This is a genomic window from Achromobacter sp. Marseille-Q4962 (assembly GCF_943737005.1).
In the GTDB taxonomy this organism is placed as follows: Bacteria; Pseudomonadota; Gammaproteobacteria; order Burkholderiales; family Burkholderiaceae_B; genus Achromobacter.
Map to the genome: position 1 here is coordinate 154,499 of NZ_CALSFU010000012.1, position 21,323 is coordinate 175,821.

Annotated in this window: 18 protein-coding genes; 8 read left to right on the forward strand and 10 right to left on the reverse strand. The window is 68.6% G+C overall.

Annotated elements, in window-relative coordinates; translation table 11 throughout:
* Positions 1-135 precede the first annotated feature (135 nt).
* Positions 136-1,116 carry a Bug family tripartite tricarboxylate transporter substrate binding protein gene (locus NGJ44_RS12710; RefSeq protein WP_251864138.1) on the forward strand — a complete coding sequence of 327 codons (981 nt, stop codon included), beginning with the start codon at positions 136-138 and terminating at the stop codon, positions 1,114-1,116.
* A 29-nt stretch (positions 1,117-1,145) separates the two neighbouring features.
* Here NGJ44_RS12710 and NGJ44_RS12715 read toward each other — a convergent pair whose 3' ends face one another.
* Positions 1,146-1,805, reverse strand: coding sequence for a LysE family translocator (locus NGJ44_RS12715; protein WP_251864139.1), 660 nt, complete (start codon positions 1,803-1,805; stop codon positions 1,146-1,148).
* A 93-nt stretch (positions 1,806-1,898) separates the two neighbouring features.
* Between NGJ44_RS12715 and NGJ44_RS12720 the strand changes: the two genes are divergently transcribed.
* Together NGJ44_RS12720 and NGJ44_RS12725 are read left to right on the forward strand one after the other, a co-directional pair.
* Entirely contained in the window at positions 1,899-2,435 is a 537-nt protein-coding gene (locus NGJ44_RS12720) for a YaeQ family protein (protein ID WP_251864140.1), read from the forward strand.
* A 140-nt stretch (positions 2,436-2,575) separates the two neighbouring features.
* Positions 2,576-4,282 carry a sensor domain-containing diguanylate cyclase gene (locus NGJ44_RS12725; protein ID WP_251864141.1) on the forward strand — a complete coding sequence of 569 codons (1,707 nt, stop codon included), beginning with the start codon at positions 2,576-2,578 and terminating at the stop codon, positions 4,280-4,282.
* Positions 4,283-4,298: 16 nt separating this feature from the next.
* Here the strand turns inward: NGJ44_RS12725 and NGJ44_RS12730 are convergent, their stop codons facing one another.
* Both NGJ44_RS12730 and NGJ44_RS12735 read right to left on the reverse strand, forming a co-directional pair.
* Positions 4,299-4,979 (reverse strand): glutathione S-transferase family protein, encoded by a 681-nt coding sequence (locus tag NGJ44_RS12730; RefSeq protein WP_251864142.1) that lies wholly within the window; start codon positions 4,977-4,979, stop codon positions 4,299-4,301.
* Between the two features lie 65 nt (positions 4,980-5,044).
* A complete protein-coding gene (locus tag NGJ44_RS12735) occupies positions 5,045-5,665 on the reverse strand; it encodes a chorismate--pyruvate lyase family protein (RefSeq protein ID WP_251864143.1) in 621 nt (206 codons plus the stop codon).
* A 53-nt stretch (positions 5,666-5,718) separates the two neighbouring features.
* On the opposite strand from NGJ44_RS12735, the gene NGJ44_RS12740 reads away from it, so the two are divergent.
* On the forward strand, positions 5,719-6,450 hold the full coding sequence (locus tag NGJ44_RS12740) for a pseudouridine synthase (protein ID WP_053244760.1): 732 nt from the start codon (positions 5,719-5,721) through the stop codon (positions 6,448-6,450).
* Positions 6,451-6,498: 48 nt separating this feature from the next.
* On the opposite strand, the gene NGJ44_RS12745 is transcribed toward NGJ44_RS12740, so the two are convergent.
* Positions 6,499-7,404: a LysR family transcriptional regulator gene (locus NGJ44_RS12745; RefSeq protein ID WP_053244761.1), complete on the reverse strand. Its 906-nt coding sequence runs from the start codon at positions 7,402-7,404 to the stop codon at positions 6,499-6,501.
* Positions 7,405-7,705: 301 nt separating this feature from the next.
* Here NGJ44_RS12745 and NGJ44_RS12750 point away from each other — a divergent pair, with 301 nt between their 5' ends.
* The 3 genes from NGJ44_RS12750 to adeC are packed head-to-tail and all read left to right on the forward strand — an operon-like array spanning position 7,706 to position 13,565.
* Complete coding sequence (locus NGJ44_RS12750) at positions 7,706-8,908, forward strand: efflux RND transporter periplasmic adaptor subunit (protein ID WP_502802127.1); 1,203 nt, start codon at positions 7,706-7,708, stop codon at positions 8,906-8,908.
* Between the two features lie 14 nt (positions 8,909-8,922).
* Positions 8,923-12,099 carry an efflux RND transporter permease subunit gene (locus NGJ44_RS12755; RefSeq protein WP_053244762.1) on the forward strand — a complete coding sequence of 1,059 codons (3,177 nt, stop codon included), beginning with the start codon at positions 8,923-8,925 and terminating at the stop codon, positions 12,097-12,099.
* Positions 12,096-13,565, forward strand: a complete 1,470-nt coding sequence (gene adeC / locus NGJ44_RS12760) for an AdeC/AdeK/OprM family multidrug efflux complex outer membrane factor (protein ID WP_053244763.1) — start codon at positions 12,096-12,098, stop codon at positions 13,563-13,565. The genes NGJ44_RS12755 and adeC overlap by 4 nt, the downstream gene beginning before the upstream one ends.
* A gap of 95 nt (positions 13,566-13,660) precedes the next feature.
* On the opposite strand, the gene NGJ44_RS12765 is transcribed toward adeC, so the two are convergent.
* Together NGJ44_RS12765 and NGJ44_RS12770 are read right to left on the reverse strand one after the other, a co-directional pair.
* The gene (locus NGJ44_RS12765; protein WP_053244764.1) at positions 13,661-13,912 is read right to left on the reverse strand and encodes a GlsB/YeaQ/YmgE family stress response membrane protein; all 252 of its coding nucleotides are present in this window, start codon (positions 13,910-13,912) and stop codon (positions 13,661-13,663) included.
* Between the two features lie 102 nt (positions 13,913-14,014).
* The gene (locus NGJ44_RS12770) at positions 14,015-14,629 is read right to left on the reverse strand and encodes an SCO family protein (protein WP_251864145.1); all 615 of its coding nucleotides are present in this window, start codon (positions 14,627-14,629) and stop codon (positions 14,015-14,017) included.
* A gap of 232 nt (positions 14,630-14,861) precedes the next feature.
* Here NGJ44_RS12770 and NGJ44_RS12775 point away from each other — a divergent pair, with 232 nt between their 5' ends.
* Positions 14,862-15,593, forward strand: coding sequence for a class I SAM-dependent methyltransferase (locus tag NGJ44_RS12775; RefSeq protein WP_082308313.1), 732 nt, complete (start codon positions 14,862-14,864; stop codon positions 15,591-15,593).
* Positions 15,594-15,644: 51 nt separating this feature from the next.
* Here NGJ44_RS12775 and NGJ44_RS12780 read toward each other — a convergent pair whose 3' ends face one another.
* The 4 genes from NGJ44_RS12780 to NGJ44_RS12795 all read right to left on the reverse strand — a co-directional run bounded on the left by NGJ44_RS12780 (position 15,645) and on the right by NGJ44_RS12795 (position 21,224).
* Positions 15,645-17,708: a M3 family metallopeptidase gene (locus NGJ44_RS12780; RefSeq protein ID WP_251864146.1), complete on the reverse strand. Its 2,064-nt coding sequence runs from the start codon at positions 17,706-17,708 to the stop codon at positions 15,645-15,647.
* 201 nt (positions 17,709-17,909) lie between these two features.
* A complete protein-coding gene (gene folD / locus NGJ44_RS12785) occupies positions 17,910-18,761 on the reverse strand; it encodes a bifunctional methylenetetrahydrofolate dehydrogenase/methenyltetrahydrofolate cyclohydrolase FolD (protein ID WP_053244766.1) in 852 nt (283 codons plus the stop codon).
* A gap of 85 nt (positions 18,762-18,846) precedes the next feature.
* A complete protein-coding gene (locus NGJ44_RS12790; RefSeq protein WP_053244767.1) occupies positions 18,847-19,473 on the reverse strand; it encodes a response regulator transcription factor in 627 nt (208 codons plus the stop codon).
* Entirely contained in the window at positions 19,470-21,224 is a 1,755-nt protein-coding gene (locus NGJ44_RS12795) for a PAS domain-containing sensor histidine kinase (RefSeq protein WP_053244768.1), read from the reverse strand. The genes NGJ44_RS12790 and NGJ44_RS12795 overlap by 4 nt, the downstream gene beginning before the upstream one ends.
* Positions 21,225-21,323: the final 99 nt, after the last annotated feature.

The following is a 21,323-nucleotide window of genomic DNA, read 5'->3' on the forward strand; positions in this document are numbered from 1 at the left end:
TGGGCAGACGCCTCCGCCAGGAAGCGCCGCCAGCCTGTTTGTGGAACAAACAGTTCAGGGTAAACATTAATGGATCATGTGTTTCATGGGCGTTTACGATGCAGCACGCAGACGTAGAACCGCCCAGGGGAATCCATGCCATACCGACTGAAACACGCAGTTGCCGCCCTGTGCGCCGCCGCGGCCGCGCTGCTCGCGCCGGCCAGCCACGGCCAGGATTTTCCTTCCAGGCCGCTGCGGCTCGTCGTGCCCTCCGCGCCGGGCGGGTCGCCCGACACGGTCATGCGCCTCCTGGCGCAGGAAGCCGCCAGGCGCCTGGGCCAGCCTGTGGTCGTCGAGAACAAGCCGGGCTCTTCCGGCATCGCGGGCATCCTGGAGGTATACCGCGCCGCCCCTGACGGCTATACGCTGGGCTACGCCAACAACGTCACGCTGGCCATCAACCGCAGCACCTTCGCCAAGCTGCCCTACGACCCGCGCGAACTCAAGCCGGTCGTTTTCGTGCTCAAGGTGGCCAATATCCTGGCGGTCAATCCGGAAATGCCGGTGCGCAGCCTCGCCGAGTTCGTGGACTACGCGCGCAGGCATCCGGACGAGGTCACCTACGCCTCGCCGGGGCAGGGCACTTCCGGCCACCTGACGGGCGAGCTGCTGGCTCAGTCGTCGGGGCTGAAAATGGTGCACGTGCCTTACCGGGGCAGCCCCGCCGCCACCACGGATGTCATCGGCGGCCAGGTCGACGCCATTTTCGACAACACGATCAGCATCACGCCCCACATCCGGTCCGGCAAGCTGCGCCCGCTGGCCATCACCAGCCTGCGGCGTTCGCCGCAGTTTCCGGACCTGCCCACGGTGGCCGAAAGCGCGCTGCCCGGCTTCGAGGGCGTGGCCTGGGGCGGCATCGTGGCGCCGCCCGGCACGCCGGACGCGCTCATCGACAGGCTCAATCGCTGCTTCAACGAGGCGCTGGCGGACCCCGCCGTGCGGTCGCGGCTCATGGCCATCGGCAACGACGAGATCGTGGGCGGCCCGCCGCAGGCGCTTTTCGACTATGCGGAACGGGAAACCGCCAAATGGGCCGGGGTGGTGCGGGCCGCCCGGCTGCCGGTGCAATAGGCAACAGGGCGGCCGGACGGGGGCGCGATTCAGCGCCGTTCCAGGGCCAGCCGCAGGCCGAAGGCGATGAACACGCCGCCGGTCAGCCGGTCCAGCGCGCGCATGACCGCCGGACGGGACAGCCAGCGCGCGAGCGGGCGGGTCGCGGCCACCAGCACGGCGAACCATGCCACGCCCAGGGCGGCATGGACCGCGGCCAGCAGCAGGCTGAACGACAGCACGTCGGCGCCGGCGGGAATGAACTGGGGCAGGAAGGTCACGTAGAAAATGCCCACCTTGGGATTGAGGGCGTTCGTCAGGCAGCCGCGCAGAAACCAGCCGGACGCGCCCGCGCGCTCCGCGCGCGCGGCCGGCACCGGCACGGGGCCGGCCGCGGCGGCGGGGCCCGCGCTCCGGCCGGGCAGGGTGCGCCACAGCAGGCGCGCGCCCAGGTAAAAGAGGTAGACCGCCGCGCACAGGCGCAGGACGTCGTAGGCGCTGCGCGACACCGCCAGCAGCGATCCCAGGCCCAGCGCCGCGATCACGCCCCAGAGCAGGCAGCCCGTGCAGATTCCGAGGCCCGCCATCAGGGCGCGGCGGCCGCCTTCGATGGCGGCGGTGCGCAAGACCAGGGCGGTGTCCAGGCCGGGCGTCACGGTCAGGACGGCGGCGGCGAGCGCAAAGGCGAGCAGGGCGGCGGTAGCGGTCATGGCGGGCAGCGCGTCGGGGCGGTGGCGCCAGTGTAGCGCCGGCCGGGGGCGGTATCATTGCCGCCTTCCCATATTTTTCCGCCGGATTCGCCCATGGCCCTGCGCGCCACCATTTACAAGGCCGACCTCAACGTCGCCGACACCGACCGCCACTATTACGGCAGCCATGCCCTGACCGTGGCCCGCCATCCCTCGGAAACGGACGAGCGCATGATGGTGCGGCTGGCCGCCTACGCGCTCCACGCCAGCGCAGACCTGGCCTTCACCAAGGGCCTGAGCGAAACCGACGAGCCCGACCTCTGGGAAAAAGACCTCACCGGGGCCGTGCGCCGCTGGATCGAGGTGGGACAGCCCGAGGAGCGCCGCATCCTGCGCGCCTGCGGCAAGGCCGAGGAAGTCATCATCTACTGCTACGGCGGCTCGGCCAGCCGGATCTGGTGGGACGGCGTGCGCAACAAGGTGGAGCGCGCGCGCAACCTGCGGGTGGTCAACCTGCCCTCGGAACAGACCCGCGCGCTGGCGGCGCTGGCCGAACGCACCATGCGGCTCAACGCCAATGTGGCCGACGGCGTGCTGTACCTGTCCGCCGACAAGGGCGAGGTCACGCTGGAACCGCAAGCCTGGCGTTAGGGCGTGTCGGCGCGCCGCAGGCATGCCGGCTTTCGCTCCTCAATTAATTAATGCCGAAACGCGCCGCAACGTGACAAAATGTCAGCGCGTCCGGCTTGACTCGGGGCGCGACCGGAGCCCATTTGCCATCACGACGGGACATGCGCGCGACACGTGAAACCGCCATGCCGCTGCTTGCCGAAGGCGGCGCGGAACCGGCGGCGGCGTCCGCAGCGGACGCGGCGCTGCGGAGGCTGTGCGGGCTGGCGGCCAGCCATTTCTCCGTCGACCTGGCGCTGGTGACTCCGGATGCCGAAGCCGCCGCCTGGCCGGCCGGCGGGGCGGGCGCCCCGCTGCCGCAGCCGTACGCCCACTGCCATTTCCATGCCGCCTGCGCGCTCGAAGGCGCCGACGGCCGCCCGTTGGGCGCGTTCCGCCTGTTGCGCCGGCAGCCGCGGCCCTGGTCCGGCGAAGACGTGGCGGCGCTGCGCGATTTCGCCGCGCTCGCCGCGGCCGTGATGGCGCAGCGCTCCCCGCCGGCCGGCGACGCGTCCTGGCGAGACGAGGCGCGCAAGCTGGAACTGGCCGTGGAGGGCAGCGGCACGGGTGTGTGGGACCGCAACGTGGTCACCGGCCAGATCCATTACTCGGCGGGCTGGAAGGCCCTCCTGGGCTACGGCCCGCACGAGCTTTCCGACCGCATCGAAGACGCCTACGGCCGCCTGCATCCCGACGACGCGGCCTACGTGCGGGAAGCGATGCAGGCGCATTTCGACGGCAAGACCGACGCCTACGAAGTCGAGCACCGCGTGCGCTGCAAGAACGGCTCCTACAAATGGATCTGCAGCCGGGGCAAGGTGGTCAGCCGCGACGCGCAGGGCCGGGCGCTGCGCATGATAGGCACCACCACCGACATCACCGCCATGCGCGTCATGGCCGAGCGGCTGCAGCGCACGGCGGACCTGGTGGTGAATCTTACCGATGCGGTGCCCGGCCTGGTATTCCAGTTCCGCTACCGCGGCGACGGCGATTCGCGGTTCACCTACGTGAGCGCGGGCATCGCCGACATGTTCGGCCTGACGCCGGCCGAGGCGGTGGCCGATCCGCTGGCGGTGGAACGCCGGGTGCACGCGGAAGACCTGGCGGCTTACCGGGCCTCGCTGCGCGCCGCCATGGCCGGCCAGGCATGCTGGCGCCTGGAGTTCCGCGTCTGCCTGCCCGGCCTGGGCACGCGCTGGCGCCAGGGGGAGGCCCGCCCGCAGACCGGGCCGGACGGCGACATGGTGTGGCACGGCTTCATCACCGACATCACCGATCGCAAGCGGGCCGAATTCGAGCTGCGCGAACTGGCCGCCACCGACGCGCTCACCGCACTGCCCAACCGCCGCCATTTCATGGCCCGCATCGCCGAGGAACTGGCGCGCATCCGGCGCCATGGCGGCCCGGACGCCGCCGTGCTGATGTGCGACCTGGACCATTTCAAGCGCATCAACGACACCTGGGGCCATGCCGCGGGCGACAGCGTGCTCCAGCAATTCGCCCAGACCTTGCGCGGGCAATTGCGGACCAGCGACGTGGGCGGGCGCATCGGGGGCGAGGAGTTTGCCGTGCTGCTGCCCGGCGCCGCGCTCGACGACGCGCACCGTTTCGCCGTGCGCCTGCAGGAATGCGTGGCTGCCTCGTCGTTCACCGCCGGCGGGCGCGGCATCGCGCTGACGGTCAGTATCGGCATCGCCGCCATGCACTGGCGCGACGAGAACGCGGAACTCGCCCTGAACCGCAGCGACCGCGCGCTCTACAACGCCAAGCAGCGCGGGCGCAACCGCATCGAATGGCAGGCCGATCCGCCGGCGGGCGCGTCGCGTTGAGGGCGGGCGGCGGCCTTCAGTCTTGCAGGAAGCGCGCCGGCATGGCGTCGCGGTACGGGAAGATCCCGAAGTACGGCCGCGCCTCGCGCAGCACGCGGCGCATCGACGGGCGGGCCAGCAGGCGCTCGAAGTAGGCGGCCAGGCCGTCCAGCGCGGGCGGGAACGGATGCACGATGGCGGCGTAGAACAGGGCCGGGGCGGCCGCGCAGTCCGCCAGCGTGAAGGCGTTGCCCGCCGCCCAGTCGTGGCGGCGCGCGCGCTCGTCGATCATGGCGTAGGCGGTGTTCAGGGTCTGGCGGGCGGCGGCCACGCCCTGCGGGTCGCGCGCGTTTTCCGGGTGCAGGCGGTCGAGCACGATCTTCTGCATCGGAACCGAGACGTACTGGTCGAAGAAGCGGTCCCAGAGCCGCGCCTGCAGCCGGGCGTCGGGATCCTGCGGCAGCAGGGACGCGGGGCCGGGGCGGCGCGCCTGGACGTACTCGATGATGATGCTGCTTTCCGGCACCGCCCGGCCGGCGTCTTCGTCGCGCAGCAGCGGGATCTTGCCCACCGGCCATGCGTCGCGCACGGGCGCGGCCGATTCGGGGTCCTGCAGATCCACCGTCACCGCCCGGAACGGCACCTCGCTTTCATAAAAGGCGATCAGCACCTTGTGGCAGAACGACGCCAGCGGGTGCAGGTAGAGCGTCAAAGCCATGGCATGTCTCCTTGCCTGGGGGGCAGGACACTATAAGCCGGCCATGGCGGCGCGCGGAAAAAAGTTCAGCGCGCGCCCGGCGTGCGCTGGTGGGGCCGCAGCGGCGGGGCGGGGCGCCGCCCGGCGATTTCCCAGAAAGCGGGCAGGAAACCCTCGGCCACCAGCAGCGGCTCGCCCAGGCGCCAGAATACCGAGCGCCGCGCCCAGACATCGGCGCGAGCGCCGGGCCGCGCGGCCAGCACACGGGCGGCGGTGGCGTGAAAAGGCACTTCCGGCGACAGCCGGCGGCAGGCGAAGGGCGAACGCTGCACCGTGCGGTCGTGGTAGAGCATGTCGGCCAGGGGCCGGGTCGAAAGACGGCGCATGCCCTGCCAGGGGCCGTGCGAGGCCCGCAGCGGCGTCAGGCTGCGGGCGGGCACGCCGTCCACGCCGTCTATGGACATGAGCACTTCGCGCACCCATACCGGCGAGCCGGCCGCGATGCGCATGGCGCAGGCCTCGTCGGCGCGCGCGCCCTCGGCGTATTCGGCCAGCACCTCGAGCCGCACCCGGCCGAGCTGCCGCAGTCCGGCGGTCAGCGCGCCGGGCCGGAACAGCCAATGGCGCTGGGCGCGGGAGAGCAGGGGAGGCGGACCGGCCAGCCAGCCGGGGGCAAGAGGGGCGTATCGCGCTGCGTCGGTAATCATGGCTGCGTATTATGCCAAGAGGCGGCGGGCGGCCCGCGCATACAATACCGCCCATGGAAAAAGTACGTATCTCCAAGCTCATGTCCGAGCGGGGGCTGTGTTCGCGCCGCGAAGCCGACGACTACATCGAGCGCGGCTGGGTCCGCGTGGACGGGGAAGTGGTTTCCGAGCTGGGCGCGCGCGCCTATCCCCACCAGGAAATCACGCTGGAGCGGGCCGCCCGGGCGCGGCAGACCGCCCGCGTGACCATACTCATCAACAAGCCGGTGGGCTATGTGTCCGGCCAGGCCGAAAAGGGCTACACCCCGGCGGTGGCGCTCATCGACGCGCGCTCCCGCTACGCGGGCGACCGTTCGCCGCTGCGCTTCGAGCGCCGCCATCTCGAGGGCCTGGCGGTGGCCGGCCGCCTCGACATCGATTCGCAGGGCCTGCTGGTGCTGACGCAGGACGGCCGGGTGGCCCGGCAGCTGATCGGCGAGGACTCCACGGTCGAGAAGGAATACCTGGTGCGCGTGCAGGGCAGCCTGGCCGAGAACGGCCTGGCCCTGCTCAATCATGGCTTGTCGCTGGACGGCAAGCCCCTGCGCCCGGCCCAGGTGCGCTGGCAGAACGGCGACCAGCTCCGCTTCGTGCTGCGCGAAGGCAAGAAGCGGCAGATCCGCCGCATGTGCGAACTGGTGGGGCTGAAGGTAGTGGGCCTGAAGCGCGTGCGCATCGGCCGCGTGGCCCTGGGCGACCTGCCGCTGGGGCAATGGCGCTATCTGCGCCAGGACGAGCGCTTCTGACCTCGTTGCAGATTTTTCAGTTGGTTTCGATTACCGTCCCGTTAATCTTTATTTCATGAAAGCGGGAGTATTCTTGCCCTGGCCGTCCGCGCCGAGCCGCTGCATGAGGAACTCGATGAAGATCCGGGTTTTTGCCGGCAGAAGCCGCGTTTCGGTCACCGCATAGACAGGAAACGGCCCCAGTTGCCAATCGGGCAGCACCCGCTGCAACTGGCCGGATTTCTGTTCGGCGGACTGCCCTCCCACCAGCACCACGATGCCCGCGCCCAGCATGGCGAGCCGCCTCGCCATGGCGACGCCGTTGACCGAAAAGCGCTTGCCCGGCGTGAATTCGATGTGCTGGTCCCCGTTGTTGAGCGGCCATCGTGTGACCTGTCCCGCGCCTTTCGCGCGGAACTCGATGCATTCGTGCCGGGTCAGGTCATGGGGATGGCGCGGTTCGCCGTGCTTTTCCAGGTAGTCGCGCGACGCATACAGGTAGGCGGGCAGCATGCCCAGCGGCCGCGCGATGTGGTTCGAATCGGGAAGTTCGCCGATTTCGATGGAAATGTCGCAGGTCTGGAATACGCGCTGCGCGTGGTCCGGATTGGCCAGGTCCAGATAGAAAGTGACGTCCGGATAAAGCCGGGAGAAATCCATGAACGATTCCGCCAGGAAATCCGTGCCGAAATCGGCGGGCATATTGACCCGCAGCGGTCCGGCCGGCCTGTCGACCAGTTTCTGCAGTTCTTCGTGCGCGATCTGCGCCTCGGCCACGATGCGTTGGCACCGCTCGAAATACAGGCGGCCGGCGTCGGTCAGCTCGACCTTGCGCGTGGTGCGGCTCAGCAGGCGCAGGCCCACCGAGCGTTCCAGCTCGGCCACCTGCCTCGACAGGGTCGACTTGGGCACGCCCAGGGCGGCCGCGGCGCGGCTGAAGCTGTGCGTCTTGGCGACCTCGACGAAGAGTTCCATTCCTTGCAGGCGTTTCATGGGGGCATTTTGTCATGGAGGCGGAGCTTAAATTGTCCCATAACTGGAACGATGTTTTCGCAAAGTGCCTCTTTGTTTCTCGTGCGGGATAACGCAAAATGCAACTTTTGCAACGCAGCATCATCTCCCGTTCCCCCGTGTACGACATTTTTCCTTCCGGCGCCGCGGCCGCCCGCCGCCCCGGCGGAATCCTGTTTACCGTCGGCCGGCCCCGCGGTCCCGCGGCGCCGCGGCCCGACTTTGCAGCAAAGGGGTAACTCTCTTGGAAATCGGAATGCAATCTATCAACAAGCACAGCGCCCTGTGGCGCAGCGCGGCCGTAGCGACGCTGACCGCAACGGCCCTGACCCTGGCCGCTTGCGGCAAGAAACAGGAGGCGGCCCAGGCGGGCAAGCCCCAGGTTACCGTCGTTACCCTGGCTACCCAGCCGGTTTCCCTCAGCACGGAACTGCCGGGCCGCACCTCGGCCTACCGCGTGGCCGAGGTGCGGCCGCAGGTCAACGGCATCATCCAGAAGCGCCTCTTCACCGAGGGCGGCGAGGTCAAGACGGGCCAGCAGCTCTACCAGATCGATCCCGCGCTCTATCAGGCCAGCTTCGACAGCCAGAAGGCCGCGCTGGCCCGCGCGCAGGCGCAGCAGAAAACCGCGGCGCTGCTCGTCGAGCGCTACAAGCCGCTGGTCGCCACGCGCGCGGTCAGCCAGCAGACTTACGACAACGCGGTGGCGGCGCGCGACCAGGCGATGGCCGATGTGCTGTCGGCCAAGGCCGCGCTGGAGACCGCGCGCATCAACCTGGTCTACACCAAGGTGCTGTCGCCCATCGAAGGCATCATCGGGCGTTCCACGGTCACCGAAGGCGCGCTCGTCACCGCCAACCAGAGCGCGGCCCTGGCCACGGTGCAGCAGATCGATCCCATCTACGTGGACGTGACCCAGTCCAGCGTGGAACTGCTGCGCCTGCAGAAGGCGCTGGCCAGCGGGCAGCTCAAGCGCGCCGAGGGCGAGCAGGCGGCCCAGGTGGCGCTGACACTGGAAGACGGCTCGCAGTACCCGGTGCCGGGCAAGCTGCAGTTCTCCGAAGTGACGGTGGACCCGAGCACCGGCTCGGTGCTGCTGCGCGCGGTGTTCCCCAACCCCGAGCACCGGCTGCTGCCCGGCATGTTCGTGCGCGCCCGGCTGGCCGATGGCGTGGACGCCGACAGCCTGCTGGTGCCCCAGCGCGGCGTCACGCGCAACCAGCGCGGCCTGCCCACGGCGCTGGTGGTCAACGCCGACAACAAAGTGGAGCTGCGCGAACTCAAGACCGACCGCGCCATCGGCGACAAATGGCTGGTCACGTCCGGCCTGAAGGCCGGCGACAGGGTCATCGTCGAAGGTCTGCAGATGGTGCGGCCCGGCATTGAAGTCGTGGCCAACGAAGCGCAGGCCGCGGCGCCCACGCCCGCGCAATCGCAGGCCGGCGCAGCCGCCGCGAAGCAGCAGTAGTCAGGGAGCCTTGCATGGCAAAGTTTTTTATCGACAGGCCGGTGTTCGCCTGGGTGATCGCGATCGTGCTCATGATGGCCGGCGCGCTTTCCATCCTGCAGTTGCCGGTGTCGCAGTACCCCAACATCGCGCCGCCGGCCATCGGCATCTCGGTGACCTATCCGGGCGCCTCGGCGCAGACCGTGCAGGACACCGTGGTGCAGGTGATCGAGCAGCAGATGAACGGCCTTGACGGGCTGGAATACATCTCCTCGGAAAGCAATTCCGACGGCAGCATGAGCATCACGCTGACGTTCCGCCAGGGCACCAACCCCGACACCGCCCAGGTGCAGGTCCAGAACAAGCTGTCGCTGGCCCAGCCGCTGCTGCCGCAGGAAGTGCAGCAGCAGGGTATCCGCGTCACCAAGGCCACGAAGAACTTCCTCATCGTGGCGGGCTTCGTCTCCACCGACGGCTCCATGACCAAGGAAGACCTGGCCGACTACGTGGCCTCCTACGTCCAGGATCCGATCAGCCGTACGCAGGGCGTGGGCGACTTCCAGCTCTTCGGCTCGCAGTACGCCATGCGCATCTGGCTGGATCCCGACAAGCTGGTCAACTACAACCTGACCACTGTCGACGTGGTCAACGCCATCAAGGAACAGAACGTCCAGGTTTCGTCCGGCCAGCTCGGCGGGCTGCCCGCCGTGCGCGGCCAGCAGCTCAACGCCACGATCATCGGCCCCTCGCGCCTGCAGACGCCCGAGGACTTTGGCCGCATCCTGCTGAAGGTCAACGCCGACGGCTCGCGGGTGCTGCTGGCCGACGTGGCCCGCATCGAGCTGGGCGGCCAGACCTACGCCATCGACAGCTTCTACAACGGCAAGCCGGCTTCGGGCCTGGCGATCAAGCTGGCGCCCGGGGCCAATGCGCTGGACACCGCGCAGAACGTGCGCGACACCATCAACAGCCTGAAGCCGTACTTCCCGCCGGGCATGGACGTGGTCTACCCATACGACACCACGCCCTTCGTGAGCCTGTCGATCGAGGAAGTGTTCAAGACGCTGGTCGAGGCCATCGTCCTGGTCTTCCTGGTGATGTACCTCTTCCTGCAGAACTTCCGCGCCACGCTGATTCCGACGCTGGCCGTGCCGGTGGTGCTGCTCGGCGCCTTCGGCGTGCTGGCGGCCTTCGGCTACTCCATCAACACGCTCACCATGTTCGGCATGGTGCTGGCTATCGGCCTGCTGGTGGACGACGCCATCGTGGTGGTGGAGAACGTGGAGCGCGTGATGGCCGAGGAGGGGCTCACGCCCAAGCAGGCCACGCGCAAGTCCATGACGCAGATCACCGGCGCGCTGATCGGCATCGCCATGGTGCTGGCCGCCGTGTTCGTGCCCATGGCCTTTTTCGGCGGGTCGACCGGGGTGATCTACCGCCAGTTCTCCATCACCATCGTCTCGTCCATGGTGCTGTCCGTGCTGGTGGCCATCGTCTTCACGCCGGCGCTGTGCGCCACGCTGCTCAAGCCTATTCCCAAGGGCCATCACGGCACCAAGCGCGGCTTCTTCGGCTGGTTCAACCGCAAGTTCGAGGCCAGCAGCCACGGCTACGCCAACTCCGTGGCGCGCGGCCTGCACCGCACCAAGCGCCTCATGCTCATCTACGTGGTCATCGTGATCGCCATGGGCTGGATGTTCATGCGCATTCCCACGGCCTTCCTGCCCGACGAAGACCAGGGCATCCTGTTCGCGCAGATCCAGACGCCGCCGGGCGCCACGGCGGAGCGCACCAAGCAGGTGATCGACACCGCCACCAAGTACCTGCTCGAAAACGAGAAGGACGCGGTCGCGTCGGTGTTCGCGGTCAACGGCTTCAACTTCGGCGGCCGCGGCCAGAACGCCTCGCTGCTGTTCGTCAAGCTGCGCGACTGGGAAGAGCGCACCGATTCGTCGCTGAAGGCGGCCGCGGTCGCCGCCCGCGCCAACGCCCATTTCCGGCAGACCATCCGCGACGGCATGCTGTTCGTGGTGCCGCCGCCCTCGGTCATGGAGCTGGGCAATGCCAGCGGCTTCGACTTCCAGCTCATGGACCGCGCCGGCGTGGGCCACGAGAAGCTGCTGGCCGCCCGCAACCAGCTGCTGGCCGAGGCGGCGCAGAGCCCGATGCTGGTGGGCGTGCGTCCCAACGGCATCGAAGACGCGCCGCAGTACGAGCTGAACATCGACCGCGAGAAAGCGCGCGCCCTGGGCGTGGCCGTCTCGGACATCGACGCCACGCTGGCCACGGCCTGGGGCTCGTCGTACGTCAACGACTTCATCGACCGCGGCCGCGTCAAGAAGGTGTTCGTGCAGGGCGAGCCGTCCGCGCGCATGCTGCCCGAAGACCTGAACAAGTGGTACGTGCGCAACCAGGAAGGCGGCATGGTGCCGTTCTCGGCCTTCGCCACCGCTAAATGGACCTTCGGTCCGCAGAAGCTCAACCGCTACAACGGCGTGCCGTCGTACAACATCCAGGGCCAGGCGGCGCCCGGCTACAGCTCGGGCGCGGCCATGCAGGAAATGGAGCGCCTGGCGGCCAAGCTGCCGACCGGCGTGGGCTACGAATGGACCGGCCTGTCGTTCGAAGAGCGGCTCTCGGGCGCCCAGGCCCCCGCGCTCTATGCCATCTCGCTGATCGTGGTGTTTCTGTGCCTGGCCGCGCTGTACGAGAGCTGGACCATCCCGTCCGCCGTCATGCTGGTGGTGCCGCTGGGCATCATCGGGGCGCTGGGCGCGACTTTGCTGCGCGGCCTGTCCAACGACGTGTACTTCCAGGTGGGCCTGCTCACGACCATCGGCCTGGCGGCCAAGAACGCCATCCTGATCGTGGAGTTCGCCAAGGAGCACTACGAGCAGGGCGCCAGCCTGACGGAAGCCGCCATCCATGCGGCGCGCCAGCGTCTGCGTCCCATCCTGATGACGTCCATGGCGTTCATTCTGGGCGTGGTGCCGCTGGCCATTTCCTCCGGCGCGGGCTCGGGCAGCCAGAACGCCATCGGCACCGGCGTGATCGGCGGCATGCTGACCGCGACCTTCCTGGCCATCTTCTTCGTGCCCGCCTTCTTCGTCGTGATGCTGCGCGTCTTCAAGGTGCAGCGCCAGAGCGAGCGCGGCGACAAGCACGCGCCCGCCGCCGAGGGTCCGCTGGGCGAGGAAGGACAACCGAAATGAATTACCCGATGAGAACTTTGTTGTCTGTATCCCTGGCGGCGGCCCTGGCGGGCTGCTCGCTGGCTCCGACCTACGAGCGGCCGCAGGCGCCGGTGGACGCGGCCTATCCCTCCGGCCCCGCCTATGCGCAGGCCGAAGGGCAGGGCGCGCCCGGCGTGAATGCCGCCGACATCGGCTGGCGCGACTTCTTCGCCGACCCGCTGCTGCAGCGGCTCATCGAGATATCGCTGGCCAACAACCGCGACCTGCGCGTGGCCGCGCTCAACGTGGAGGCCGCGCGCGCGCAGTACCGCATCCAGCGTGCCGACCTCATGCCCAGCGTGGGCGTGGCGGCGCAGGAATCGGCCCAGCGCACGCCGGCCGACCTGTCCTACGGCGGCCAGGCCACCACCAGCCACAGCTACCAGGTGGGCGGGGCGCTGGCGTCCTGGGAGATCGACCTCTTCGGCCGCATCCGCAGCCTGAGCGACAAGGCGCTGGAAACCTACCTCGCGCTGGACGAGACGCGCACCGCCACGCAGCTCAGCCTGATCGCGGAAGTGGCCAACGCCTACCTCACCCTGCGCGCCGACCAGGAACTGCTGCAGCTCACGCGCGAAACGCTCAAGAGCCAGCAGGATTCATACGCGCTCACCAAGCAGAGCTACGACCAGGGCCTGTCCACGGCGCTGGATCTCAGCCAGGCCGAGGTGTCGCTGCGCACGGCCGAGCGCAACCTGTCGCTCTACACCCGCCAGGCCGCGCAGGACCGCAATGCGCTGGTGCTGCTCGCGGGCCAGCCGCTGCCGCCCGACGTGGCGGACGGGCTCGACCGCGCCGCCCGGCTCGACGACGGCATGCTCGCCGCGAACCTGCCCGCCGGCCTGCCGTCGGACCTGCTGGCGCGCCGGCCCGACATCCGCGCCGCCGAGCACCAGCTCAAGGCGGCCAACGCCAACATCGGCGCGGCGCGCGCGGCGTTCTTCCCCACCATCAGCCTCACCGGTTCGGCCGGCACCGCCAGCGCCAGCCTGGGCGGCCTGTTCGACGCGGGCTCGGGCGCCTGGAGCTTCACGCCCCAGATCACCATGCCCATCTTCGCCGGCGGCTCGCTGCTGGCGGGCCTGGACCTGGCCAAGGTGCAGAAGAACATCCAGGTCGCGCAGTACGAGAAAGCCATCCAGACGGGCTTTCGCGAAGTGGCCGACGCGCTGGCCGGCCGCGGCACCCTGAACCGCCAGATCTTCGCCGAGGAACAGCTCGTGGCCGCCAACCAGCGCTCCTACGATCTTTCCGAGCAGCGTTTCCGGCAGGGCATCGACGACTACCTCAGCGTGCTCGATTCCCAGCGCGCGCTCTACAGCTCGCAGCAGGTGCTGGTGAACACCCGCCTGTCGCGGCTCTCCAACCTCGTCACGCTCTACAAAGTGCTGGGCGGCGGCTGGAGCGAGCGCACCGTCAGGTCCGCGCAGGCCGAAGGCGGCTGACGGGGCAGGGCGGGACGCTCTGCGAGCCCGCCCCGCTCCCGAAGAGGCAAGAAAAAAGCCGATCGCGCGATCGGCTTTTTTCTTGCGCTGACGCGTCAGGCGCGTTTCTTGGCAATCAGCCCAACGACGAAAAGCACGATGATGGCGCCCACGACCGAGCCGATCCAGCCTGCCGGTTCGCCTGGCGCGTACCAGCCCAATTGCTGGCCCAGGAAGCCGGCGACCACCGAGCCGATGATGCCCAGGATGGTGGTCATGATGATGCCCATGTTCTGGTCTCCGGGCATGATGGCGCGGGCGATCAGCCCGACCACGAACCCGACGATGATCATGATGATAATGCTCATGCGCTTGCTCCTTGTCCAAAGGAAAGTTGGGCTTGCGCAGTGATGATACCCATGCCCGGCGCGGGGCGGGTGTAACAACACGTATGCGGAACGCCGGGCCGCTCAGGAAGCGGCGTCGACGAGCCGGGAAAGGTCGTGCACGAGGGCTTCGGTGCTGTCGGTGTCCGAAGCCAGCAGGCGGGCCTTGCCGCGGTTGTCGAAAATATAGACGCCGCGGCTGTGGGTCACTTCGTACGAGTCGGGGGCGTCGCCGGGCCGGGGTTTTTCGATCTGGTAGGCGACGCGGTAGCGGCGCGCCAGGTCGGCGATTTCCTTCTCGTTGCCGGTCAGCCCGATGGCGTTGGCCGAGAAGGCGTCCACATAGGCTTGCAGCACGTCGGGCGTGTCGCGGTGCGGATCGACGCTGACGAATACGATGCGCACGTCGGCGGCCTTGTCGCCGAGCTTCTGCAGCACGGCGCTCAGTTGCGCCATGGTGGTGGGGCAGATGTCGGGGCAGCTCGCGTAGCCGAAGAACAGCAGCACGGTCTTGCCCTTGAAGTCGTCGGCGCTCACGCGCTTGCCGCCGGCGCCGGAAAGCGAGAACTTCAGATCGGGCAGGTGGCCCTTGACGTCGTGCAGGGCCCACGGTTCCGCGGCCGGGCCGCAGGCCGCAACCAGGACACAGAGGGCGAGAAGCAGGCCGCGCCATGCGCGGAGGGCAAGCGGGATTCGCATGAGTCGGACAGTCAGCCAGGGTCGATCCCGGATTCTACCCGTGCGGGCGCCCGGCGGCTTTGTCCTGGCGCAATCCCGCCGGGGCGGGCCGATCGGGAAAACGAATTAAGAAAACTCTCTAAATTGTGAGCAGTTGGGAGAATCCCCCGTATTATCGCGGCGATGAAATAAAGTCGGGGTTTCGTCAGCCATGATAAGCATTCCCAACGCCGCCGGCGCCAGCAACAGTAACATGCAGTCAACCCAGGTCCCAATCACGTTCCCCTACCAGCCGGTCGTGCTGGACATCCTCAGACAACGCGGCGCCGCCGAGGTGCTGGACGCCCCATGCGGCGACGGCTGGCTGGGCAGCGCGCTCAGGCGCCATCCCGATCTCGCCATCCAGCTCGACGGCCTGGGCCTCTGGGAATTCCCCGGGCCGGACGGCGGCTACCGCCATGTGGCCGAACACGATCTCGACACCCCGCTGCGGGGCGAGCGCGCCTATGACGCGGTGGTCTGCTGCGAAGCCATCCATCTCCTGACGAACCCCGGCGTGCTCGCGCAGAGCTTTTACCGGGCGCTGCGGCCCGGCGGCACGCTCATCGTCACCACGCCCAACACCTGGTATTTCCGCTCGCGGCTGCAGTTCCTGCTGCGCGGGTTCCATTCGGGCTTCCGGCCCATGGTGGGGCGCCAGCGCGGCCGCGACTACATCACGTACTTTCCCTGGAATTTCCCGCAGTTGCACCTGTTGCTGCATCACTATGGCTTCCAGGACATCACCCTGCACGAGGTAGACGAGGTCAAGCCCAAGCGGGCCATCGAGCACCTGCTGGCGGTGCCTTCGCAGCTGTACTACCGGCGCCGCATCCGCCGCGCCGAAAACGAGGAATGCCGCAGTTTCTGGCGCCAGGCGGCTTCGCGCCAGTCGGTGCACGGCCGCTGGCTGGTGGTTTCGGCGCGCAGGCCCGCCGCGGATTGAAGCGGCCGCTCCATGGCAACGGGGCCCGCGCGGCGGGCCCCGGTTCCTGCGTCAGGCGGCCATGCCGCTGTGCCGCAGCAGCGCGTCGATGCGGGGCGCGCGGCCCCGGAAGGCGGCAAAGGACTCGGCCGCCGGGCGCGAGCCGCCCACGGCCAGCACTTCGCGGCGAAAGCGCGCGCCGGTTTCGGGGTCCAGCGTGCCGAGGACATTGCCGGGCTGGCGCGCCGCCGCTTCCTCGAAAGCCTCGTAGGCGTCGGCAGACAGCACTTCGGCCCATTTGTAGCTGTAGTAGCCCGCGCCGTAGCCGCCCGCGAACAGATGCGAGAAAGCATGGGGCAGGCGGTGCCACGAAGGCGGGAAGAGCACGGCCACCTCGGCGCGCACCTCCTGCAGCAGGGCCAGCACGTCGGCGATGGAAATGCCCTGCGGGCGGTCATGCATGAGCATGTCGAAGAGCGCGAACTCGATCTGGCGCACCGTCTGCATGCCGCTCTGGAAGTTGCGCGCGGCCACCAGCCGGTCGTAGAGTTCGCGGGGCAGGGGCTTGCCCGTGTCCACGTGGGCCGACAGCTTCTGCACCACGGCCCACTCCCAGCAGAAGTTTTCCATGAATTGCGAGGGCAGCTCGATGGCGTCCCATTCGACGCTGGCGAAGGCCGCCGCGCCGGGCTCGTCCACTTCGGAGAGCAGGGCGTGCAGGGCGTGCCCGGTTTCGTGGAACAGGGTGATGACGTCGTCGTGCGTGAGCATGGCCGCCTTGCCGCCCGCCGGCCGCGAGAAATTGCAGGTCAGGTAGGCGACCGGCGTCTGCAGGCGTCCGCCCGCCACGCGGCGGGTGCGCTCGCTGTCCACCCAGGCGCCGCTTTGCTTGCCGGCGCGGGCGTACAGGTCCAGGTACAGGTGCCCGATGAGTTCGCCCGAGGGGCTTTCCACGCGCACACCGCGCACGTCGGCGTGCCAGGACGAAACCGGGGTTTCGCGCAGCCGCACGCCGAACAGCGTCTCGATCACCTCGAACAGGCCGGACAGCACCTTGGGCTCGGTGAAATACTGCTTAACCTCGTCTTCGGAATAGGCATAGCGCGCCTCGCGCAGGCGCTCGGAGGCGTAGGGCACGTCCCAGGGCTGCAGGTCGGACAGCCCCAGCTCGGCGGCCGCGTAGGCTTTGAGCCCGGCCAGGTCGCGTTCGGCATAGGGCTTGGCGCGCGCCGCCAGGTCGCGCAGGAAGGCGGTGACCTCGGCCGCGTCGCGCGCCATGCGGGTCTGCAGCCGCAAGGCCGCGAAGGTGCCCAGGCCCAGCAGCCGCGACTCCTCGGCGCGCAGCGCCAGCAGCTCTTCGATGAGCGGCGAATTGTCGTAGCGGGCGTCGCCCTGCTCGGAGGCCACGGTGCCGTAGCCGCGGTAGAGCGCCTCGCGCAGCGCGCGGTCGCGGGCGTACTGCATCACGGGCAGATAGCAGGGCATCTTGAGCGTGAGTTTCCAGCCGGCCTTGCCTTCCTGTTCGGCGTCGGCGCGCGCGGCCTGCAGCACGTCGGCCGGAATGCCGGCCAGGCGCGATTCGTCTTCGACGTGGAGCGACCAGGCGTCGATGGCGTCCAGCACGTTTTCCGAGAACTTCTGCGAGGACTGGGCCTCGCGGTCGGAAATCTCGGCGTAGCGCTCGCGGTCCGCGCCTTGCAGTTCGACGCCGCTCAGGCGGAAGTCGCGCAGGGCCAGTTCGACGATGCGGCGGCGCACGGGGCTCCACGAGGCGAAATCGGCGGACGCGGCCAGGCGCTGGTACTGCCGGTAGAGTCCTTCGTGCAGGCCCACCCAGGTGGAGAATTCGGTAACCCGCGGCAGCGCGGCGTTATAGGCCTCGCGCAGCTCGGGCGTGTTGACCACGGCGTTCAGGTGTCCGGCCACCGACCAGGCGCGCCACAAGCGTTCGGAAGCGGTGTCCAGCGGCTCGATCACGGCCTCCCAGGTGGGGGGCAGGGCGGGATCGGCGGCGCGGTCCACCGCCAGGCGCGCGCCGGCCAGCAGCTCCTCGACGGCGGGCACGATGTGCGCGGGCTTGACGGCCGCGTAATCGACCAGGTCTGAAACGGGAGCGAGAAGGGGATTCTGGGTCATGGCCTGCACGCGTAAAGAAAACGGGAATAGGTAAAGGGTGGGGGCTGAACGCGGGAAATCAAGCGCGGCCGGCGCGGCGGACGCCAGAGAACGGGCTTTGCCGGAAAGGCCGCATCGGCAAGGGTTCACCGGAGGATCCCGCCGGCGGGGCGGGGCTCGCCGGCCGGGAAAGCGGCGCGCCTTCCCGGCATGGCGCGCGCGTCAGCCCGCGGCGCGCTCGGCCGCTTCGACGGTGTTGACCAGCAGCATGGCGATGGTCATGGGGCCCACGCCGCCGGGCACGGGCGTGATGGCGCCGGCGACTTCCTTCGCGGAGGCGAAATCCACGTCGCCGCACAGCTTGCCGTCGGGGCCGCGGTTGATGCCCACGTCGATGACGACGGCCCCAGGCTTGATCATGGAGCCGTCGATCATGCCGGGCTTGCCCGTGGCCACCACCAGCACGTCGGCGCGGCGGGTCTGGGCGCCCAGGTCGCGCGTCTTGGAATTGCAGATGGTGATGGTGGCGCCGGCCGCCAGCAGCAGCATGGCCATGGGCTTGCCGACGATGTTGCTCGCGCCCACGATGACCGCCTCGGCGCCGCGCAGCGGCACGCCTTCGGATTCCAGCATTTTCATGACGCCGTAGGGCGTGCAGGGCCGGAACAGCGGCTGGCCGGTCATGAGCAGGCCGGCGTTGCTGATATGGAAGCCGTCCACGTCTTTCTCGGGCGCGATCGCCTCGATGACGCGGTGGGCGTCCATGTGCTTGGGCAGGGGAAGCTGCACCAGGATGCCGTGGATGGACGGGTCCTGGTTCAGCGCGTCGATGCGGGCCAGCAGCTCGGCCTCGGTCATGTCGGCCGGGTACTGCTCCTTGACGGAATGCAGGCCGGCTTTTTCGCAGGCGGCGACCTTGTTGCGCACGTACACCTGGGAGGCCGGGTCTTCGCCCACCAGCACCACGGCCAGGCCGGGACGCACGCCCCGGGCCGACAGGGCCGCCACGCGCCGGGCGACTTCCTCACGGATGCGTTGCGACAGGGCGGCGCCGTCGATGATTCTTGCGGTCATGCGCGGGCCTCCGCGCGCCCGGCGCGCAGGCCAGGGGTCAGGGGCTCGCGGCTTGCGGAACCGCCTTGGTTCGGCCGGATGGCGGTCATGCGTGCGCCTCCGGCTTTGCCAGGGCGACTTTCATCAGGTCTGCTACGGTGGTCACTTCGAGTTTTTCCATGATGTTGGCGCGATGCGCCTCGACGGTCTTGATGCTGATGCCCAGGTCGTCGGCGATCTGCTTGTTGAGGCGGCCGGCGACGATGCGCTCCAGCACCTGCTGCTCGCGCGCGGTCAGGCGCGCCAGCATGGCTTCGTGATCCTTCTGCGCCTGGTGCTTGCTCACGCGCTCGGTGGCCTGCTCCAGCATGCGGGCCACGATCTCGCGCAGGTCGGATTCGTTGAACGGCTTTTCCAGGAAGTCCACCGCGCCTTTCTTCATGGTCGACACCGCCATGGGCACGTCGCCGTGGCCGGTGATGAAGACGATGGGCAGGGGCGCGTTGCGGGCGATGATCTGCTCCTGCAGCTCCAGGCCGCTCATGCCGGGCATGCGCACGTCGGCGATGAGCACGCCCACCTGGGCGGGGTCGTAATCTTCGAGGAAGGTCTCGCCGCTGGCGTAGGCGCGCACGCGGTAGCCATTGGCTTCCAGCAGCCAGCGCAGCGAATCGCGTACCGCTTCGTCGTCATCGACGATGAAAACCGTGCTCGACAGGGGGGGCGTGTTCATGCATGCAACTCCTCGGACTGATCGTTCTGGGCCTGCGCCTGGGAGGTTGCGCAGGGCAGGGTGAAGCGGAAGATGGTGCCGCCGGCGGGGTTGGGATCTGCCCACAGGCGGCCGTGATGCGATTCGATAATGGTACGGCAGATATTCAATCCCATGCCCAGGCCCTGGGACTTGGTGCTGAAGAACGGTTCGAACAGGCGCTCGGGCTCGGCCAGGCCGTGGCCGCGGTCCACCACCGCCACTTCGATATGCTGCTCGTGCGGAATGACCGCCACCTTGAGTTCGTCGGACTCGCTCTTTTCCATGGCCTCCAGGCCATTCTTGAGCAGGTTGAGCAGCACCTGTTCGATGAGAATCGGGTCGGCCAGCACGTCGGGCGCGTTCGAGGGCACGAAGCTCTCGATGCGGATGCGGCGCTTGCGCGCGTCGATTTCCGCGAAGCCGATGGCGTTTTCCACGATGCGGCCGATGGCCACGCGCTGGCGGCGCGGCTCGCTGCGCTTCACGAATTCGCGGATGCGGCTGATGATCTTGCCGGCCCGCTCGGCTTGCGAGGCGGCCTTTTCCAGCGCCGGCAGCAGCATGTTGGGGCTGGTGTGGCCGGCTTTCACCAGGGCCACGGCGCCCATGCTGTAGTTGGCGATGGCGGTCAGCGGCTGGTTCAGCTCGTGCGCCAGCGACGAGGCCATCTCGCCCATGGTGGTCAGGCGGCTGGTGAGCTGGATCTTTTCCTGCTGTATGCGGGAGGCTTCCTCGTGATTGCGCCGCTCGGTGATGTCGCGGGCCACCTGCATGCGCACGCGCCGGCCGTCGGTCCAGGCCAGCATGCGGTGGTGCACCTCGAACCAGCGCTGCACGGAGGGCGCGAACACTTCCACCGATTCGTCCGTGAAACGGCCCCGGCGGCCGGCCAGCAGCTCGTCGTGGCCGCCCGTCTGGGCGCCGAACACGCGCCGGTACGTGCGGTTGGCGAACAGCAGCTCCAGGCCGTCGTGCGTGTCGGCGGTGACGGAAATCGCGTCGTCCAGGCCCTCCAGCACGGTCATGAAACGCTCGTGCGCGGCGGTCAGCGCCTCGCGGATGCGCTTGGGTTCGGTAATGTCGGTCATGGAGGTCATCCAGCCGATCTGGTTGCCGTTGGGGTCCAGCAGCGGCGACACGTACATGCGCGCCGTGAAGCGCGAGCCGTCGCGGCGCTGCGCCTCCACTTCCAGCCCGCTGCTGGGCGTCTTGCCCGACATGAGCACATCCAGCGTGTGCTGGTGCTGCTCGTGGCGGCCGGGCACCCAGTAGGGGAAGGGCGGGCTGCGGCCGATGAGGTCGGCCTCGTTCCAGCCGATCATGCGGCAGAACGCCGGATTCACGTAGGCGATGCGGCCTTCCATGTCGAGCACGCGCATGCCGGTGGACATGGAGTTCTCCATGGCGCGGCGGAAACCCGTCTCGGCGATGAGCGCGGCCTCGGCGGCCGAGCGGAAGCGCGTGTAGCGCCACAGCATCAGCAGGCTGATGACAATCACGCACGACAGCGCCAGCACCACCCAGATGAGGCGCTGCTGGCGCATTTCCTGGTCGATGGTCACAAACATGACGCTGTCGTCATGGATGCGCTGCAACCAGAAAAACACCCCCATCACGCAGATGTACAGGACGAGCACCAGGGCGGGCGTCAGCCAGTACACCCCACGCCGGCGCGTGCGGGCGTGATCGTGAAACGGAGTGGGTATATTCGACTTTGGCGCGCTGGACATGGAATTAGGCTGGGAATGAGTCCGCATTTTAATTCGTGTCGGGACGTAATTCCCGGAGACCGGGCCTCTCTTTTGCCATAGTCCGCAAAGTATGACGAA

Bases quoted from the DNA above. Each gene is read 5' to 3' on its own strand.
- NGJ44_RS12710 (WP_251864138.1), top strand. From the start codon at position 136: ATGCCATACCGACTGAAACACGCAGTTGCCGCCCTGTGCGCCGCCGCG.
- NGJ44_RS12715 (WP_251864139.1), bottom strand. From the start codon at position 1,805: ATGACCGCTACCGCCGCCCTGCTCGCCTTTGCGCTCGCCGCCGCCGTC.
- NGJ44_RS12720 (WP_251864140.1), top strand. From the start codon at position 1,899: ATGGCCCTGCGCGCCACCATTTACAAGGCCGACCTCAACGTCGCCGAC.
- NGJ44_RS12725 (WP_251864141.1), top strand. From the start codon at position 2,576: ATGCGCGCGACACGTGAAACCGCCATGCCGCTGCTTGCCGAAGGCGGC.
- NGJ44_RS12730 (WP_251864142.1), bottom strand. From the start codon at position 4,979: ATGGCTTTGACGCTCTACCTGCACCCGCTGGCGTCGTTCTGCCACAAG.
- NGJ44_RS12735 (WP_251864143.1), bottom strand. From the start codon at position 5,665: ATGATTACCGACGCAGCGCGATACGCCCCTCTTGCCCCCGGCTGGCTG.
- NGJ44_RS12740 (WP_053244760.1), top strand. From the start codon at position 5,719: ATGGAAAAAGTACGTATCTCCAAGCTCATGTCCGAGCGGGGGCTGTGT.
- NGJ44_RS12745 (WP_053244761.1), bottom strand. From the start codon at position 7,404: ATGGAACTCTTCGTCGAGGTCGCCAAGACGCACAGCTTCAGCCGCGCC.
- NGJ44_RS12755 (WP_053244762.1), top strand. From the start codon at position 8,923: ATGGCAAAGTTTTTTATCGACAGGCCGGTGTTCGCCTGGGTGATCGCG.
- adeC (WP_053244763.1), top strand. From the start codon at position 12,096: ATGAATTACCCGATGAGAACTTTGTTGTCTGTATCCCTGGCGGCGGCC.
- NGJ44_RS12765 (WP_053244764.1), bottom strand. From the start codon at position 13,912: ATGAGCATTATCATCATGATCATCGTCGGGTTCGTGGTCGGGCTGATC.
- NGJ44_RS12770 (WP_251864145.1), bottom strand. From the start codon at position 14,629: ATGCGAATCCCGCTTGCCCTCCGCGCATGGCGCGGCCTGCTTCTCGCC.
- NGJ44_RS12775 (WP_082308313.1), top strand. From the start codon at position 14,862: ATGCAGTCAACCCAGGTCCCAATCACGTTCCCCTACCAGCCGGTCGTG.
- NGJ44_RS12780 (WP_251864146.1), bottom strand. From the start codon at position 17,708: ATGACCCAGAATCCCCTTCTCGCTCCCGTTTCAGACCTGGTCGATTAC.
- folD (WP_053244766.1), bottom strand. From the start codon at position 18,761: ATGACCGCAAGAATCATCGACGGCGCCGCCCTGTCGCAACGCATCCGT.
- NGJ44_RS12790 (WP_053244767.1), bottom strand. From the start codon at position 19,473: ATGAACACGCCCCCCCTGTCGAGCACGGTTTTCATCGTCGATGACGAC.
- NGJ44_RS12795 (WP_053244768.1), bottom strand. From the start codon at position 21,224: ATGTCCAGCGCGCCAAAGTCGAATATACCCACTCCGTTTCACGATCAC.